15 protein-coding genes are annotated in these 16348 nt (G+C 68.4%); 7 read left to right on the top strand and 8 right to left on the bottom strand.

The window, feature by feature from the left end:
- The first annotated feature begins 121 nt into the window (after positions 1-121).
- From D7D52_RS23845 to D7D52_RS37970, 3 genes are all read left to right on the top strand, one after another.
- Positions 122-1126 carry an AurF N-oxygenase family protein gene (locus D7D52_RS23845; RefSeq protein WP_120739796.1) on the top strand — a complete coding sequence of 335 codons (1005 nt, stop codon included), beginning with the start codon at positions 122-124 and terminating at the stop codon, positions 1124-1126.
- A gap of 16 nt (positions 1127-1142) precedes the next feature.
- Positions 1143-2726: an FAD-dependent oxidoreductase gene (locus tag D7D52_RS23840; RefSeq protein WP_120739794.1), complete on the top strand. Its 1584-nt coding sequence runs from the start codon at positions 1143-1145 to the stop codon at positions 2724-2726.
- A 614-nt stretch (positions 2727-3340) separates the two neighbouring features.
- Positions 3341-5599, top strand: a complete 2259-nt coding sequence (locus tag D7D52_RS37970; protein WP_162958504.1) for an Hsp70 family protein — start codon at positions 3341-3343, stop codon at positions 5597-5599.
- Between the two features lie 453 nt (positions 5600-6052).
- Here the strand turns inward: D7D52_RS37970 and D7D52_RS23830 are convergent, their stop codons facing one another.
- Both D7D52_RS23830 and D7D52_RS23825 read right to left on the bottom strand, forming a co-directional pair.
- Positions 6053-6814, bottom strand: coding sequence for an SDR family NAD(P)-dependent oxidoreductase (locus D7D52_RS23830; protein ID WP_120739792.1), 762 nt, complete (start codon positions 6812-6814; stop codon positions 6053-6055).
- Positions 6815-6928: 114 nt separating this feature from the next.
- Positions 6929-7576, bottom strand: coding sequence for an HAD family hydrolase (locus tag D7D52_RS23825; protein ID WP_120739790.1), 648 nt, complete (start codon positions 7574-7576; stop codon positions 6929-6931).
- A 112-nt stretch (positions 7577-7688) separates the two neighbouring features.
- On the opposite strand from D7D52_RS23825, the gene D7D52_RS23820 reads away from it, so the two are divergent.
- Both D7D52_RS23820 and D7D52_RS23815 read left to right on the top strand, forming a co-directional pair.
- Positions 7689-8390, top strand: a complete 702-nt coding sequence (locus D7D52_RS23820; RefSeq protein ID WP_120739789.1) for a TIGR00266 family protein — start codon at positions 7689-7691, stop codon at positions 8388-8390.
- Positions 8391-8454: 64 nt separating this feature from the next.
- Positions 8455-9324, top strand: coding sequence for an alpha/beta fold hydrolase (locus tag D7D52_RS23815; protein WP_187703033.1), 870 nt, complete (start codon positions 8455-8457; stop codon positions 9322-9324).
- Positions 9325-9359: 35 nt separating this feature from the next.
- On the opposite strand, the gene D7D52_RS23810 is transcribed toward D7D52_RS23815, so the two are convergent.
- The 6 genes from D7D52_RS23810 to D7D52_RS40395 all read right to left on the bottom strand — a co-directional run bounded on the left by D7D52_RS23810 (position 9360) and on the right by D7D52_RS40395 (position 15409).
- The gene (locus tag D7D52_RS23810) at positions 9360-10175 is read right to left on the bottom strand and encodes a sirohydrochlorin chelatase (protein ID WP_246024050.1); all 816 of its coding nucleotides are present in this window, start codon (positions 10173-10175) and stop codon (positions 9360-9362) included.
- A 169-nt stretch (positions 10176-10344) separates the two neighbouring features.
- On the bottom strand, positions 10345-11664 hold the full coding sequence (locus tag D7D52_RS23805; RefSeq protein WP_120739783.1) for a sulfate adenylyltransferase subunit 1: 1320 nt from the start codon (positions 11662-11664) through the stop codon (positions 10345-10347).
- A 100-nt stretch (positions 11665-11764) separates the two neighbouring features.
- Positions 11765-12691 (bottom strand): sulfate adenylyltransferase subunit CysD, encoded by a 927-nt coding sequence (gene cysD / locus D7D52_RS23800; RefSeq protein WP_120739781.1) that lies wholly within the window; start codon positions 12689-12691, stop codon positions 11765-11767.
- The gene (locus tag D7D52_RS23795; RefSeq protein ID WP_120739779.1) at positions 12670-13380 is read right to left on the bottom strand and encodes a phosphoadenylyl-sulfate reductase; all 711 of its coding nucleotides are present in this window, start codon (positions 13378-13380) and stop codon (positions 12670-12672) included. Before D7D52_RS23795 ends, cysD begins: the two co-directional genes overlap by 22 nt.
- Positions 13381-13410: 30 nt before the next feature.
- Positions 13411-15198, bottom strand: coding sequence for a nitrite/sulfite reductase (locus D7D52_RS23790; protein ID WP_246023250.1), 1788 nt, complete (start codon positions 15196-15198; stop codon positions 13411-13413).
- Positions 15199-15316: 118 nt separating this feature from the next.
- Positions 15317-15409, bottom strand: coding sequence for an Ms4527A family Cys-rich leader peptide (locus D7D52_RS40395; RefSeq protein ID WP_354835468.1), 93 nt, complete (start codon positions 15407-15409; stop codon positions 15317-15319).
- A 305-nt stretch (positions 15410-15714) separates the two neighbouring features.
- Here D7D52_RS40395 and D7D52_RS23785 point away from each other — a divergent pair, with 305 nt between their 5' ends.
- Together D7D52_RS23785 and D7D52_RS23780 are read left to right on the top strand one after the other, a co-directional pair.
- Positions 15715-15993, top strand: coding sequence for a hypothetical protein (locus D7D52_RS23785; RefSeq protein WP_120739777.1), 279 nt, complete (start codon positions 15715-15717; stop codon positions 15991-15993).
- Complete coding sequence (locus tag D7D52_RS23780) at positions 15990-16346, top strand: hypothetical protein (RefSeq protein WP_120739775.1); 357 nt, start codon at positions 15990-15992, stop codon at positions 16344-16346. The genes D7D52_RS23785 and D7D52_RS23780 overlap by 4 nt, the downstream gene beginning before the upstream one ends.
- Positions 16347-16348 lie beyond the last annotated feature (2 nt).

Below are 16348 nucleotides of genomic sequence, written 5' to 3'. Positions count from 1 at the left end.
CATGGCGTGCGAACCCGTGCTAACTAATGCAAGCATTCTGCGAACGTGGTGTTGACTGCCCTCCAGTTTGGTGTAACCATGGGGAACAGATAAAAGCTCCCTATCTGGAGAGGTGACGACGATGTCTCCGACCACGACACCCATCGATGATCCCGTGGTGGCCGAGGCTCAGGAGTACGCGAACAAGCTGCTCCTGCTCTCGGAAGGATCGGTGAACAAGCACTTCGATCCCTACGAGGACATCGACTGGGAAAACCCCGACTTCGATGCCGACGCCAAGCCCGAGCGCTGGATTCTGCCCGCTTCCGCCGATCCGCTGGGCCGCCACCCGTGGTACCAGGCGCTCAGTGACGAGCAGAAGATCGCCATCGGCCGCTACCGGCAGGCCAATGTCGCCAAGGTGGGTCTGCAGTTCGAATCCATCCTCATCAGCGGCATGGTCAACCACACCTTCTCACTGCCCAACGGGGACCCGGAATTCCGGTACTGCACGCACGAGATGTCCGAAGAACTCAACCACACGCTGATGTTCCAGGAGATGGTCAACCGCATCGGCGCGGATGTCCCGGGCATGGGCCCGCTGGTGCGGCAGCTGCGTTTCCTCGGCGTGCCGATCGCGATCATGTTCCCCAATCTGTTCTTCATGGCCGTGCTCGCCGGCGAGGAGCCGATCGACCACATCCAGAAGCAGATCCTGCGCTCGGGCGAGGAAGTGCACCCGATCATGCGCGGCGTCATGAGCATTCACGTCGCCGAGGAGGCGCGCCACATCTCCTTCGCGCACGAGTTCCTCAAGCAGCATGTGCCCGAGGGCAATCCGGCCAATCGCTTCGTGCTCTCCATCGCGATGCCGATCGTCATGTTCATCCTGGGCCGCTCCATCGCGACCCCGCCGAAGAAGTTCTTCCGCGAGTTCGACATTCCGGAGTCGGTGCGCAAGGAGCTGTTCTACGGCTCCAAGGACGCCAAGCAGGTCTTCAGCGACTACTTCATCGACGTGCGCGCGCTGGCCCAGGAGATCGGTCTGATGAACCCGATCGCCAAGCAGGTGTGGAAGCTGTTCGGCATCGCCGGACAGGCGTCGCGTTACCGCTCGGAGCCGATCCGCTCCGGCAAGGTCGCTTAGGAAAGGGGCGCGTCCAGTGCCGTACGTTGTCACCCAATCCTGTTGCAGCGACGCCTCGTGCGTCTACGCCTGCCCGGTCAACTGCATCCATCCGACGCCCGATGAGCCGGACTTCCTGACCGCGGAGATGCTCTACGTCGATCCGCAGGCGTGCGTGGACTGCGGCGCCTGCGCCACGGCGTGCCCCGTCGACGCCATCACCTCGTCGAAAAAGCTGACCTCCGAACAGCTTCCGTTCGTCGAGATCAATGCCGACTTCTATCGGCAGGAACGGCCGCGGCCGCTGCTGGCCAAGCCGATTCCGGCCGCGGCGGTCAAGCCCGGCCGGGAACCGTTGCGGGTGGCCATCATCGGGTCCGGGCCCTCGGCCATGTACGCGGCCGACGAATTGCTCACGCAGCCCGACGTTTCGGTGACCGTGTTCGATCGGGTGTCCACGCCGTACGGCCTGGCCCGCTTCGGCGTCGCCCCCGATCACACCAAGACCCGCAAGGTGGGCGAGCTGTTCGATGTGATCTCGGCGCAGCCGGGATTCGGCTCGTACCTGAATGTGAATGTGGGCGAGCATGTTTCGCACGAGGAGCTGCTGGCGCACCATCACGCGGTGATCTATGCCGTGGGCGCGTCCGCCGATCGCAAGATCGGGGTACCGGGGGAGGGGCTGCCGGGCAGCGTCTCCGCCACCGACTTCGTGGCCTGGTACAACGGCCATCCGGCGCAGGCGAACCGGCATTTCGATCTGTCGCAGCGGCGCGCGGTGATCGTGGGCAACGGCAATGTGGCCCTCGACGTGGCGCGCATCCTGACCGCCGATCCCGAGCTGCTGAACGGTACCGAGGTGTCGCAGCGGGCGCTGACGGCCTTGCGGCGCAGCAATATCGAAGAGGTCGTGATCCTCGGGCGGCGCGGTCCGGCCGAATCCGCCTTCACCGTGCCGGAATTCGTGGGTCTGCTGGGTGCGGATGTCGACATCGTGGTCGAGGGCGAGATTCCCGAGATCGTCGACGGCATGTCGCAGAAGGTCGAGCACAAGCTGAAGTTGTTGCGCGGCTTGGCCGATCGCCCGGTGAGCGGGCGCAAGCGGATCGTGTTCCGGTACCTGTCCGCGCCCACCGCCATCGCCGGGGTGGACCGGGTGACCGGGGTCGAGGTGGTGCGCAACGAGCTCGTCACCGGTGACGACGGCCGGGTGCACGCGGTCGCGACCGAGGAGACCGAGACCCTCGACGCCGGGCTGGTGCTGGCCTCGGTCGGGTATCGCGGCGTGGCGCTGCCCGGGCTGCCGTTCGACGAGCGGACCGGGATCATTCCGAACACCGACGGCCGGGTGACCGAGGAGTCCGGCGGCGCGGTGGTGCCGGGCGCGTATGTGACCGGGTGGATCAAGCGCGGTCCGACCGGGTTCATCGGGACCAACAAGTCGTGTGCGCAGCAGACGGTGCGCCAGCTGGTGGACGATTTCAATGCCGGCCGGTTGGCTCGGCCGCCCCGCAGCGCAGGCGATTTCGACCGACTGGTCGGTGCACGGCAGCCGCATGCGATTCGCGGCGGCGCGGTGAACCGGCCCCGGCGGCGGCTGCCGCTGCTGGTGCGGCGGTGACATTCCCGCCACGGTGACGCTGGACCGGACTTCAGGTCCGAAAGGCCGTCGTTCGCGAACTACTCGCGGGCGGCGGCCTTTTGCGATGTCCGGTACGTCGGATATGCACCCGTTTCGTCCGCAACGTACCGATGTCGTTGTGCGAGTTGTAATGCCGTGTTTGCTCGCGGCGACATGGGTAGTAGTAGAGAAGATTTCGTCGCGAATCACGGACGGTGAAGCGGCCCGCGTGGGGGATTCCCGGGCAGCTACCGACCAGTGATCGGTGATTCGCACTCCCGTACTGACATTGCGGTTTTGTTTTCCGGACACTCCTTGCCTACCGGTTGGTTTGAATCAAAGATTCGCTGCGCTGTAGCCACCGAGAAAGACTGTTCGGTTGCTTTTATCCCGCAGTTGGATTCGATCTTGCTCTCGCAATTGCCTGACCAGTGGATTCGCCATCTTCGCTACTGGACGCGAAATCTTTTCCCCCGATTCTATATTCACGTCCCGCTATCGCCAGTTAACCTGAACCAGCTGTTTGGAAAACGACCGCGACCACATGGTTGGTACGCCCGTGGAGGCCGTGGTCTCGGTGCGTTGACGGGATAGCGATGACAGTTGGCTTTGGCATGAGCATCGGCACAGTGAACTCCGTATGGGCGACCACGGCCGGTGATCGGAACCGGCCCGCGGTGCGCGTTCGTCGGACTGCTGTCACCTTCGACAGCGCCGGCGGCCCGCACATCGGGGGGATCCCCCGGTTCGCCCCGGTGGTCAGTGATTTCGCCGATCTCACGGCAGAGCCGGACCCCGTGGTCATCGGCGGCCGGATCTGGTCCCCGGCGGATCTGGTGGCGGCCGTGGTGAACGGGCTCATCGAGACGAACGCCCCCGAGGCGCCGGCCGTAACCACCTATCCCGCTTGCTATTCGGACAAACACGTCACGCGGGTGCGGCGGGCGCTGGACTGGTCCGGCGCGGCGGACGTCACCCTCATGCCCGAGCCCGTCGCCGCGGTGGAATGGCTCGACGACGAGTACGGCATCTCCGAATCCGGGCTCACCCTGGTCTACGACCTCGGCGGCAACAGCCTCGACCTGGCCGTGGTGCGCACCGAACCGGACCGCGACGAGCGCGGCATCCTGGGCCGGGCCGAACGCTCCCACGAATTCGGCGGACGGCCGCTCGGCACCCTGCTCGCCCGATACGCGCGCAGCATCGCGCCCGACGCCACCCAGCCGGTCTCGGCCGTGGTGCCCGCCTCCGATACGAATCGCCTGCGCAGCTGGCACATTCGCAATTCGCTGCGACTGGTGCGCTCGGTCGTGCACCGTGCCGGACTGCACATGGAGGAGATCGACCGGGTCCTGCTGATCGGCGGCGCGGCGCGGCCCGCGGAGGTGGCGCGGGTGCTGTCGGATCTCGGGCGGCCGGTCATCATGTCGCCGGATCCCGCGCACACGGTGGCGGTCGGCGCGGCCATCGCCGCCTTCCGCAGCGTGGACACCGGGTCGGCGATCGGCCGGTACGCGCCGCGCGCCGCCGTGATCTCCGGGGCCGCCGTGGCTTCCGCGCTGGCCATGTCCGCGGCCACCGTGCTCGGCGGGCCGGTCGCCGGGCCGCCCGGCCTGCAGGCCGCGCCCGAACCCACCGACCCGTCGGGCGGCACCAGCGCCCTGGGTGGCGGCGACGTCATCGTCCTCGACGATGTCGGGGCCCCGGCGGGCGGCCACTCCCATGCCATCGCCACCGTGGCGGCGGTGCGCATGTACTCGCCCGTCGGCGCTCCGACGGTCACCTCGACCTGGGTCAACGGGCGGCCGGTCGACACCACGGCCGGTGGCACCCATTGTGAGAGCCGGGTCGTCACGGATGCGCTCGGGGGTTTCGGCAATGCGCTTGGGACGTACGGCAATCCGGCGCAGTTCATCAACCCGCTGCCCTTCCAGAGTCCGCTGCTGAACGGTTGGACGGTGGGCGCGTTCGCCAATACCCAGATCCCGGCCGTCAGCGTCCCGGGGACGGTGCAGCCGATTTCCGGAACGCTGCCCGGGGGCACCAAACCCGGTACGGGACAGCCCGCTTCCGGTCAGCCGGCCTCGGGTCAGCCGTCCGGCGGGCAACCGGCGTCGAGCGATCCCGCTCCCGGACAGCCCGCGGCGGGTCAGCCCGCCGGCACGCCGCCGGGAAGCACCGCGAGCGGTGACCAGGGGACCGGACAGCCCAGCGGCACGCCGCCCGGCAGCACGGTCGGGGGGAGCCAGTCCGGGACCGGTGGAACCGATACGGGCGGAACGTCTTCCGGCGGTGCGCCCGGTGCGTCGACGCCCGGCGGTGGGACGCCGGCCGGTGGCGGGACACCGGCGAGCGGTGGCGGCACCACCGGTGATCCGGCCGGAGCGAATACCGGGGGAGCGCCGGGCGGTTCGAACCCCGGCGGAGCCGGAGGCAGCGGAACCGGTACGGGCGCAGGCGGAACGGGCGCCGGCGCGGGCGGAACCGGTGCGGGCGGCGGCGGAACCAGCGCTGGCGCAGGTGGAACCGGTGCGGGCGCTGGTACAGGTGCTGGTGCAGGTGCCGGCGGTACGGGTGCTGGTGGGGCCGGTACGGGTGCCGGTGCCGGTGGAACCGGTGCTGGTGCAGGCTCTCCCGGTGGCTCCGCTCCCGGCGGGGCCTCCACGGCAGGTGGCGGAACGGGTGCGGGTGCGGGATCGCCCGGCGGCTCCAACGCCGGCGGCAGCCATGCGGGCGGCGGCACAGGCGGCGGCGCGAGCGCCGGTGGTGGTGCCGGAGCGGGCGGCGGCATGGGCGGCGGCGGTATGGGCGGTGGCGCTGCCGGCGGCGGCGGTCACAGTGGCGGGGGAGGTGGTGGCGGTGGCCATCGCTGACTCATTGCCCGGGCCGGTCCTGTCGGCTGCTCCAGGCGGTCCCTCCGCCTCGCCGACCCCACCCGGCTCGAGCTGGTACCCAACGGCCGCACGGCAATTCGCGCCGCACGCCCCCGGTCAACGCAACCCGTTGTATCCAAAAGCTTTTCGGCAGATCCCGGCCGGTCGTGCTGTCCCACACGTCGGTTCGGGTTGCGGGGGAGGCTGGGCGGTGGAGTCCCGCCACCGGCCCGCTCCCCACGGCGACGCAGGTGGCCGGCGGGCCTGACCACCCCGCCCCACCTCGTCCCCGATAGCGAGCGAGCCGCCCCGGCTCGCTCCCACTGACCGGCGACGGGAACCAGGGACCTGCACCCCCGGCCCCCGTCGCCGAAAGTGACCGGCCCACCCCCGCGTTTACCCAGTGCCCGGGCGCGGTGGTGGGCCCGTCGCGCTCACGCGACCGAATCCCGTTCAGCGAGCGGTGAACCCGCCGTCGATCGCCAGGGCCGCACCGGTCACAAATCCCGCTTCGTCGCTGAGCAGATAGGCGCAGAACCCGGCGATCTCCTCGGGCCGGGCGATGCGGCCCAGCGGGTGCTGGGCGGCGATGGCGGCCTCACCCTCCGGGGTCGCGCCCATGGAGCTGCGGAAAGCGGGCGTGTCGACCGCACCGGACACCAAGGCGTTCACCCTGATCGACAGTTCGGCCGCCTCCAGCGCGACCGCTCGGGTCAGCCCCACGACACCGTGTTTGGCGGCCACGTACGGCGCGACCTGCGCCATGCCGACCACGCCGAGATTGGAGGCATTGTTGAGGATGGCTCCGCCTCCACCGGCCGCCAGCGCCGGAACCTGTTGGCGCAGGCCGTGATAGACCGCGGTCAGGTTGAGCTCCAGTTCGGCGCGCCAACCGGCGTCGTCGATATCCTGCACGGGTCCGAAGGCGTTGACCGCGCCCGCATTATTGAAAGCTGCGTCCAGTCGACCGAATTCGGTGACGGCCGCCGCGGTCAGGCGGGCGACGTCAGCTTCGACGGTGACGTCGGTGGGCACGAACAGCGCCCGCCCACCCATCGAACGGAGCTCCTCGACCATCCGGTCACCCGCCTGCTTACCGCGTGCTCCGAGTACCACGGCGCCGCCCTCGGCGACGATGCGCCGGGCCACGGCCGCGCCGACTCCCGAGGTGGCGCCGGTGATCAGGACGACCTTGCCGTCGAACCGAGTGTTCATGACTGCATTCCTTGCGGTAGAACCAATTTCGTTGACATGTCATAGTCAACGCCGCGGAGGGGAGTGCTTGCTGGCGGAAAACCGCCTTCACGCTTGATGTGTCATGAAACTGGGTCAGGCGGGGGCGAGCAGACCCGGCAATTCGTCGAGTCCGTCGATGATGGTCGCCTGGCTTGCTTCGGGTAGCTGGGAGGTGAGGTAGCCCCAGGGGCCGCGGCGGATGAGGACCGGGCGCATGCCGGCGGCGAGGACCGGCAGTACGTCGTTGTCGACGCGGTCGCCGACGTAGCAGATCTCGTCCGGTTCGACGCCCGCGACTTCGGCGACGCGCACGAAGAACTTCGGATCCGGTTTCTCCAGCTCCCATTCGGCGGAGGTGTAGACCGCGTCGACCGGGAGTGTCATGCGCTCTAGCGCCGACTTCGCCTGTGGCGGCTGGTTTCCCGCGATGATCACGGTGATGCCGCGGCGGCGCAGTTCCCGCAGGGCCGGACGGACGTCGGGGTACAGGTCGTCGCCGTCGAAGTTGTTGCGCAGGCTGTCGGGTTCCGCGGCGGCCCAGGCGGTCTGCTCGGCCTCCAGGTCGATGCCCGGGCGCACCAGGTCGAAGGCGTCGGTGAGCGGGCGGCCGGTGGCCGCCATGCCGCCGATCACACCCAGCAGTGCGAAGCGCGGCACGCCGATGCGGTCGGCCCACCGGCACCAGATGCGCGTTTCGTCGATCAGCGTCTCGCCCACATCGAATACCGCAGCCTTGATCATTCGCCCAGCGTATCGGGCGGCCGACACCGTCGCGGACTCGCGCCACGCCCGCGCGGGCCGCGATCGGGGGCACACTGGAGACCGTCGTGAGGTGTGGGAGGGGAGAACCCGGATGGACGCCAGGATTCGCGGAACCGTCATGCCGGTGCTCGAGGTCGCGCTCGAGCCCGGCGATCGGCTCATCGCCGAGGCCGGGCAGCTGTCGTGGATGACCGATTCCATCCGCTTGAGCACCTCCACGCGGGGTGCGGCGGGCGGCGTGTTCGGCGCGGTCCGGCGTGCCATGGCCGGCGCGGGACTGTTCATGACCGAGTACACCGCGCACCGCGAGACCGGCCAGGTGTCCTTCGCCGCCAAACTGCCCGGCCAGATCCTGCCCCTGCAGATCGGCAAGGACCGCGAATTCCTCGTGCACCGGCACGGATTCCTCTGCGCCGCGGGCGATGTGCGGGTCGCCCTGAGTTTCCAGCGCCGGCTGGGGGCGGGCATATTCGGCGGGGCGGGCTTCACGCTGCAGCGCCTGGCCGGCGACGGCTACGCGTGGGTGGAACTGTCCGGCGAAGTCATCCAGTACAACCTCGCGCCCGGCGAAACCCTGCGCGTGCACCCCGGCCACGTCGGATTGTTCGACGCCTCGGTGGATTTCGACATCACCATGGTCCGCGGCGTCCGCAATGTCCTCTTCGGTGGTGACGGCCTCTTCCTGGCCGCCCTCACCGGCCCCGGCCGGGTGTGGCTGCAATCTCTCACCATCACCAACCTCGCCCACTCGCTGCTGCCGTACCTGCCCATTCCGGGTGTGGAATCGCGCTGAGCTCGGGCGCGTCGCCGATTGATCCGCGGTCGTACGGGAATTCCGCCCTCGGAGGTGGGTCGTGATGTTCACGGGCTTCGAAACGTTCGATGTGGCAACGGAGAGCAGCACGGTGCACGGCCGGACGCGTGGTTCGGGTCCCGCGGTCTTGCTGTTGCACGGGATTCCGGAGACGCATCTGATGTGGCATCGGGTCGCGCCGCGGCTGGCGGAGCGATTCAGCGTGGTCGTGACCGATCTGCGCGGGTCCGGGGACAGTGGAAGGCCGCCGAGTACGGCCGATCACGGGCCCTACAGCATGCGGGAGATCGCGGCCGAGCAGGTGAAGGTGATGGCGGCACTCGGGCATCGCCGGTTCGCGGTGATCGGGCACGATCGCGGGTCGCGGTGCGCGTACCGGATGGCGCTCGATCATCCTGCGGTCGTCACCCGGCTGGGCGTGCTGGACATCATCCCCACCGGTGAGGTGTTCCGGGGCGAGATGGGTGGCGGGTTCTGGGTGTGGTCGTTCCTGGCGGCCCCGGAACCCGTTCCCGAGCAATTGATTTCGGGTGCGCCCGACACCCTGGTGGATCATATGCTCGACTCGTGGTCGAGTACACCGGGAGTGTTCTCGCCCGAACTGCGGGACGCCTATCGGGCGCCGTTCCACGATCCGCGGGCCGTGCACGCCATCTGCGAGGAGTACCGGGCCGCCGCCTCGCGAGATCGCGAACACGACGAAACCGACCGCGGCTACCGCAAGATCGAATGCCCGACCCTGGTGTTGTGGGGCGAGACCGGCGGCATCGCGGGCGACGGGGCCGATCCGCTGCGGATTTGGCGAAACTGGTGGGAGAACGTCACGGGAGAGTCGGTGCCGTGCGGGCATTTCCTGCCCGAGGAGGCACCGGATCGGACCACCGAGCTGCTGCTGCGATTCCTGACCGCGTGACCCGCGAGAAGTGCGTCAGGCCGAAAGTTAGTGCGTCAGGCCGAAAGTTCCAGCGGCAACGCGGCGGTGGCGTAGCGGTCGAGAGCGACCCCGGCCAGCAATGGGTGCGCGCCAAGGGTTTCCGCGTGCGCGACCCCCGGCAGCGCATCGCGCAGCCGGTCGGTGAGCAGACCCGGAGCCAGGAACCACGGCGCGACCAGAATCCGCTCGGCCCCCCGCGCCCGCAACCGCGCGAACGCCTTGTCGAGCGTGGGATCGGCGGTGGCAAAGCAGATCTCGGCATCCCAGCCCGTGAACGCGGCAAGCAACCGGGCCACATCCCCGGTACGCGCATTCGCCGCCTGTGACGAAGAACCCACCGCAGCCACGGCAATGCCCAACCGCGGCATCCCGATGGCAGCACCATCCATCATCCCAGCGGCGGCACCACTCGTCATCCGAGCGGCGGTACCACCCGTCATCCCAGCATGCTTTTGGCTGGGATCCATACCGACAGTGTGGATTCCGGCCAAAAGCATGCTGGGATGACGCAGGGGGTCTTCGCCAAAGAGGGTCTCTACGATGCGATCTCGGAGGGCGATGATCAGGTGGGGGTCCGGGCCCAGCACATCGGCCTGGGTCAGGCGAAGGTTCGGGTGGCGGGTTCGGGCCTCCTCGAGCAGGGCGGGAAGGTCCACGCGCGCGTGGAATGCGCTGCCCAGCAGGAGCGGAACCACCACGGCGTGCGAATGGCCTTCCGTTGCAACCGCATCCACAACCTGATCCACCGACGGTGAGCTCAGATCCAGGAAGGCGAGCCGCACATCGAGATCGGGCCGCTGTGCCGCGATGCGGTCGACCACCGCGCGCATGGTGGCGGCCGAGCGCGGGTCGCGGCTGCCGTGCGCCACCGCGATGAGCGCGGGCGCATCACGCCGTGATCGGGGCCCGACCGAGCCGGTCGAGAGCGCGAGGGCGGGCTGGCGGTATGCGCCGCCCGGCAGGACGGCGGCGACCGCGCCGTTGCCGGGCGGATTCATCTCAGACCCCGGCTTCGGTGGCGAACTCGGTCTCGGTGCCGACCTCGACCGCGGTCAGCGCGTCGCCGACCAGGCCGGCGGCCAGCGTATTGCCGCCGGCCGGGTCGATCAGCAGGAACGAGCCGGTGTGCCGGTTGACGCTGTAGTCGTCGGCCACGATCGGGTCGGCCACGCGGACCGAGATGCGGCCGATGTCGTTGAGCGACAGCGATTCCGGGTTCGGGTCCGCCGACAGGTGCTGCTCGTCGAAGCGCTCGATGAGCGCACCGACGATGGCCTGCGTGGTGCGGGTGCCGTGCTTGAGCAGCAGGCGCGTGCCCGGGCGCAGCGGCTTGTCGCCGAGCCAGCAGACGGTGGCGTCGAAGGAGTCGATCGGCTCGGGCGCGCCGGTGGCGGCCGCGATCACGTCGCCACGGGAGACGTCGACATCGTCGGCCAGGATCAGCGTGACGCTGCGGCCCGGCTGCGCGGAGGCGAGTTCACCGTTGGGGGTGTCGATGCGCTCGACGGTGGTGCGGGTGCCGGACGGCAGCACCACGACCTCGTCGCCCTTGGACACCACGCCCGCCGCGACCTGTCCCGCGTACCCGCGGTAGTCGGGGTATTCGGCGGTGCGCGGCCGGATCACGTACTGCACCGGGAACCGCAAGCCCACCTGGTGGCGGCCGTGCGCGTCCGCGTCCACCGGCACCGATTCCAGGTGCTCGATGAGCGAGGGGCCGCTGTAGTACGGGGTGTTCTCCGAGCGCGAGGCGACATTGTCACCGTGCAGCGCGGAGACCGGGATCTCCTGCACGTCCTCGGCCGACCAGCCGAGTTTCGTTGTCAGCTCCGCGAATTCGGAGGTGATCCGCTCGAAGACACCGGCCGGATCATCGACCAGGTCGATCTTGTTCACGGCCAGCACCAGCTTCGGCACGCCCAGCAGCGCCATCACCGCGGCGTGGCGGCGGGTCTGCTCGATGACGCCCTTGCGGGCATCCACCAGCAGGATCACCAGCTGCGCGGTCGACGCGCCGGACACCGTATTGCGGGTGTACTGCACGTGGCCCGGGGTGTCGGCGAGCACGAAAGACCGTGTGGGCGTGGCGAAGTAGCGGTAGGCCACGTCGATGGTGATGCCCTGCTCACGCTCGGCGCGCAGGCCGTCGACGAGCAGCGACAGGTCCGGGGTGGACAGACCCTTGTCGACCGACGCGCGCGTGACGGCGTCGATCTGGTCTGCCAGTACGGATTTCGTGTCGTAGAGCAGCCGTCCGACCAGGGTGGACTTGCCGTCGTCGACCGATCCGGCGGTGGCCAGTCTCAATAGGTCGGACATCAGAAGTAACCCTCTCGCTTGCGGTCTTCCATGGCTGCCTCGGACACGCGGTCGTCGCTCGCCCAGGATTGGACGCTGTGCGCCACGTTCGGTGCCCTCATCAGAAGTACCCTTCTCGTTTACGGTCTTCCATCGCCGCTTCCGATACCCGGTCGTCGCCGCGGGTCGCGCCACGTTCGGTGAGCCGGGACGCGGCGACCTCGGCGAGGATCGCGTCGTTGTCGGCGGCGTCGGAAATGATTGCGCCGGTGGTGGATCCGTCGCCGACGGTGCGGTAGCGCACCGACTTGACCAGCAGCTCCTCACCCTCGGCCGGGCCACCCCAGCTGCCGGGGGTCATCCACATGCCGTCGCGCAGGTAGACCGGGCGCTCGTGGGCGTAGTAGATGCTGGCCAGCTCGACGTTCTCGCGCGCGATGTAGCGCCAGATGTCGAGTTCGGTCCAGTTGGAGATGGGGAACACGCGCACGTGCTCGCCGGGCGCGTGGCGGCCGTTGTAGAGGTTCCACAGCTCCGGCCTCTGCCGCTTGGGATCCCAGCGTCCGAAGGCGTCGCGCAGCGAGAAGATCCGCTCCTTGGCGCGGGAGCGCTCCTCGTCGCGGCGGCCGCCGCCGAAGACCGCGTCGAAACGGTTGTCGTTGATGGCGTCCAGCAGCGGCACGGTCTGCAGCGGGTTGCGGATGCCGTCGGGGCGCTCGGTCAGCCGGCCGTCGGCCAGGTAGTCCTCCACCGACGCGACATGCAAACGCAGCCCGTACTTCTCGACCACCTTGTCGCGGAACTCGAGCACCTCGGGCAGGTTGTGCCCGGTGTCCACGTGCAGCAGCGCGAACGGCAGCGGCGCCGGCCAGAACGCCTTGATCGCCAGGTGCAGCAGAACGGTGGAGTCCTTGCCGCCGGAGAACAGGATCACCGGCCGCTCGAACTCGCCGGCCACCTCACGGAAGATGTGGATGGACTCGGATTCGAGCGCGGCCAGGGTATCGAATTCGGTCTCGAGAGAGGTCATGACGCGTGCAACCCGCATTCGGTCTTGGCGAGCCCGGCCCAGCGGCCGGATCGCGGATCGGATCCCGGTTCCGGCTTCCGCGTGCACGGAGCGCAACCGATCGAGGGATAGCCCTCTTCCACAAGGGGATTGACGAGAATGCCATTGGCCTCGATGTAGGCGGCCATCTCGTCATCGGACCAGGCGGCGATCGGATTGATCTTCACCAGGCCGAAGCCCTCGTCGTAGGAGATGAGGGGCGCGTTGGCCCGCGTGGGAGCCTCCACCCGGCGAATGCCGGTCACCCAGGCGTTGTAACCCGCCAGGGACTTCTTCAGGGGAACGACCTTGCGCAACCGGCAGCACTCGGCGGCGTCACGCGCGAACAGGTCCTTGCCGAGCAGCTGATCCTGTTCGGCCACAGTGTGTTCTGGCTGGACGTTCACGATGTTCACGCCGTAGACCATCTCGACCGCGTCCCGGGTGCCGATGGTCTCGGCGAAGTGGTAGCCGGTGTCGAGGAACAGCACGTCCACGCCGGGGCGGACCTGCGCGGCCAGCTGCACCAGCACGGCGTCCTGCATATTGGACGCGACAATGTAATTGGCGCCGAAGGTGTCCTCGGTCCACTGCAGCAGTTCCTGCGCGGTGGCGTTCGGGCCCAGCTCGGCATTGCCCTTCTCGACGAGGGCGCGCAGCTCGGCTTCCGGCAGTTTCGTTGTGGTCATTGCTGCTTTTTCCATTGTTCCAGCCCCTAACTACCGCAGATCCGCTTCATCGGCACGCACGGCCCACTGCGCGAAACGCTCACCCTCGTCCCGGTTCTTGACGAAGTTGCGGACCACCCGCTCGATGTAGTCGCCGACTTCCTGGCCGGTGACCTTGTGCTGCCGCAGCTTCCGGCCGAACGCCGCGTCGAAGCCGAGGCTGCCTCCGAGGTGAACCTGGAAGCCCTCGATCTGATTCCCGTCACCGTCGTCGACGAGCTGGCCCTTGAAGCCGATGTCGGCGATCTGCGAACGGCCGCAGGAGTTCGGGCAGCCGTTGATATTGATGGTGATCGGCACGTCGAGCTCGGCATTGATATCGGCCAGCCGCTGCTCCAGCTCCGGGGCCAGCGCCTGCGAGCGCTTGCGGGTCTCGGTGAACGACAGCTTGCAGAACTCGATACCGCTGCACGCCAGCAGGTTTCGCCGCCAGTGCGACGGGCGCCCGTGCAGGCCCAGCGGTTCCAGCTCCTCGATCAGCTGCTCGACCTTGTCGTCGGGGACGTCCAGGACGATGAGCTTCTGATACGGGGTGAAACGCACCCGGTCGGAACCGGCCCGCTCGATGGCCTCGGCGGCCTTGGCCAGGATGGTGCCCGACACGCGACCGGCGATGGGGGAGAAGCCGATCGCGTTGAGCCCGTTGCGCAGCTTCTGCACGCCGATGTGGTCGATGGGCCGCTTCGGCTGCTCGGGGGCCGGGCCGTCGATCAGCTTGCGCTTCAGGTACTCGGTCTCGAGCACCTCGCGGAACTTCTCGATGCCCCAGTCCTTGACGAGGAACTTCAGGCGCGCCTTGGTGCGCAGGCGGCGGTAGCCGTAATCGCGGAACAGCGACACGACCGCCTCCCACACGTCGGGCACCTCGGCCAGCGGCACCCACACGCCGACGCGCTGCGCCAGCATCGGGTTCGTGGACAGGCCGCCGCCGACCCAAAGGTCAAGGCCCGGACCGTGTTCGGGGTGCACGACGCCGACGAAGGCGACGTCGTTGATCTCGTGCACCACATCCTGCTGGCCGGAGATGGCGGTCTTGAACTTGCGCGGCAGGTTGGAGTACTCCTTCTTGCCGATGTAGCGCTTCACGATCTCGTCGATGGCCCAGGTGGGATCGATGATCTCGGTGAGGGATTCGCCCGCGAGCGGGGAGCCCAGCACCACGCGCGGGCAGTCGCCGCACGCCTCGGTGGTCTGCAGGCCGACCGACTCGAGTCGCCGCCAAATCTCCGGCACGTTCTCGATCTCGATCCAGTGGTACTGGACGTTCTCGCGGTCCGACAGATCGGCGGTGTCGCGGCCGAACTCGGTGGAGATCTCGGCGAGGGTGCGCAACTGCTTCAGGTTCAGCGCCCCGGCATCGCAGCGCACCCGCATCATGAAGTAGCGGGCCTCGAGGATGTCGATGTTCTCGTCCCCGGTCCAGGTGCCGTCGTAGCCCTGCTCGCGCTGGGTGTAGAGACCCCACCAGCGCATGCGGCCGCGCAGATCGCTCTTGTCGATGGAGTCGAAACCCTGCTTCGAGTAGATGTTCTCGATGCGCGCGCGCACGTTGAGCGGGTTGTCGTCCTTCTTGGACTGCTCGTTGGCATTGAGCGGCTCGCGGTAGCCGAGCGCCCACTGGCCCTCCGACTTGCGCTTGACCGGACGCGCGGTGCGCTCACGCGGGGCCACGGGCGCCTCCGAGCGCGGACGGTCCGGACGCACCCGGCGCTCCGACGCGGGCTTCTCGGGCCGGGCGGAGTGAGCGTTATCGGAAGTGGCGTCGGTGCTCGACGTCATGGGGGTCGCTCCTGAAGGTCTTGCGGGCAGGCGGGAGGGGCTGGCTCACGCCTCCGATCAGAGAACCGGCTCTGTACAGCGTCAGAACGATGCTGGATTCCGGGAAATGGGAGCCGATCTACCGGAGGCTTCCCGGCAGACAGCTCGCGCTGCAGACACGCTTGAAGTCGACATGGCGACGCGCCACGAGTCGTACTCCAAGTCCAGTCATGAGGGTTATTGTGCCACGTCAGACGGGTCGTTCCGACTGTCGGATCGAATTTTCCCCAGTTTCCCGGGAAATCCCCTGGATATATGTTGCCTTTTGTGACAGGGGTCATAGATCGATCACGTTCCGATCATTGGTCGGTTGATCAACTGTGTGATGTCGATCGCGCGGGACGGCTTTCGGATTCGAGCAACCGGTCGGCATGTATCTGAGCGGGGGAAGTTCTCGCTGATCCGAGGGTGCGAAGTCGCACCACGGCCCGCGTGGGAGTCGATCGTCTGCAATGATCGTGCAAACACGGAGAGCCGGTGGGAGGGGCTGTGGACTGGAATGCCCGTATCGACGCCGTCCGGGCCGCGAATCTGGCTGCCGTCGGACGGTTCGGTCAGCGGATAGGTGAGATCGACGCGGCGGCGCGGGCGGCCATGACCGCGCTCGGGGAGCGGGCCGAGACGCGGGCCGCGCGGGTGGCGCGGGAGGAGCGCGAGCGGCTGTTGCGGCAGGACGCGCAGGTCGCCCGGCGGCGGGACGCCGTCGTGCTGCCCACCGATTGGAGCGAGGCCGACGAGGCGAGGTGGCGGGGATGACCGACTGGCTCAGCATGAATGCGGAAGGCGTTCGGCAGCAGGCGGATTCGTTCCGGTCGGCGGCATCGGAGCTGACCGCGGTGGCCGGATCCTGGGGCAACATGCTCGCGGCGGGGGACACCTACACCGCCGGTGACCTGGGGTTCGAATACGCCGCGGAGGGGCAGGCGCTCGCCACCGGGTTCGGGCATCTGGCCGCTGTCGTGCACAAGTGGGCGGCGGCGTGCTCGGCGTTCGAGAACGCGCTGCGCTACAGCGCCGACACCGTGCAGTCCTCGGATCAGCGGTTCGCGGGCGAGATCGCCGCCGTCGGCTTCGACGATGCCGGCGGACTGACCATCGACGGAAAGTGACC

It is taken from the genome of Nocardia yunnanensis (assembly GCF_003626895.1).
Lineage (GTDB): Bacteria > Actinomycetota > Actinomycetes > Mycobacteriales > Mycobacteriaceae > Nocardia > Nocardia yunnanensis.
This window is presented reverse-complemented; position numbering and strand designations above follow the sequence as displayed.

Coding starts and splice junctions, on each gene's coding strand:
- D7D52_RS23845 (WP_120739796.1), top strand. CDS start 122: ATGTCTCCGACCACGACACCCATCGATGATCCCGTGGTGGCCGAGGCT.
- D7D52_RS37970 (WP_162958504.1), top strand. CDS start 3,341: ATGAGCATCGGCACAGTGAACTCCGTATGGGCGACCACGGCCGGTGAT.
- D7D52_RS23830 (WP_120739792.1), bottom strand. CDS start 6,814: ATGAACACTCGGTTCGACGGCAAGGTCGTCCTGATCACCGGCGCCACC.
- D7D52_RS23825 (WP_120739790.1), bottom strand. CDS start 7,576: ATGATCAAGGCTGCGGTATTCGATGTGGGCGAGACGCTGATCGACGAA.
- D7D52_RS23820 (WP_120739789.1), top strand. CDS start 7,689: ATGGACGCCAGGATTCGCGGAACCGTCATGCCGGTGCTCGAGGTCGCG.
- D7D52_RS23815 (WP_187703033.1), top strand. CDS start 8,455: ATGTTCACGGGCTTCGAAACGTTCGATGTGGCAACGGAGAGCAGCACG.
- D7D52_RS23810 (WP_246024050.1), bottom strand. CDS start 10,175: ATGCGCGCGGTGGTCGACCGCATCGCGGCACAGCGGCCCGATCTCGAT.
- D7D52_RS23805 (WP_120739783.1), bottom strand. CDS start 11,664: ATGTCCGACCTATTGAGACTGGCCACCGCCGGATCGGTCGACGACGGC.
- cysD (WP_120739781.1), bottom strand. CDS start 12,691: ATGCGGGTTGCACGCGTCATGACCTCTCTCGAGACCGAATTCGATACC.
- D7D52_RS23795 (WP_120739779.1), bottom strand. CDS start 13,380: ATGACCACAACGAAACTGCCGGAAGCCGAGCTGCGCGCCCTCGTCGAG.
- D7D52_RS23790 (WP_246023250.1), bottom strand. CDS start 15,198: ATGACGTCGAGCACCGACGCCACTTCCGATAACGCTCACTCCGCCCGG.
- D7D52_RS40395 (WP_354835468.1), bottom strand. CDS start 15,409: ATGACTGGACTTGGAGTACGACTCGTGGCGCGTCGCCATGTCGACTTC.
- D7D52_RS23780 (WP_120739775.1), top strand. CDS start 15,990: ATGACCGACTGGCTCAGCATGAATGCGGAAGGCGTTCGGCAGCAGGCG.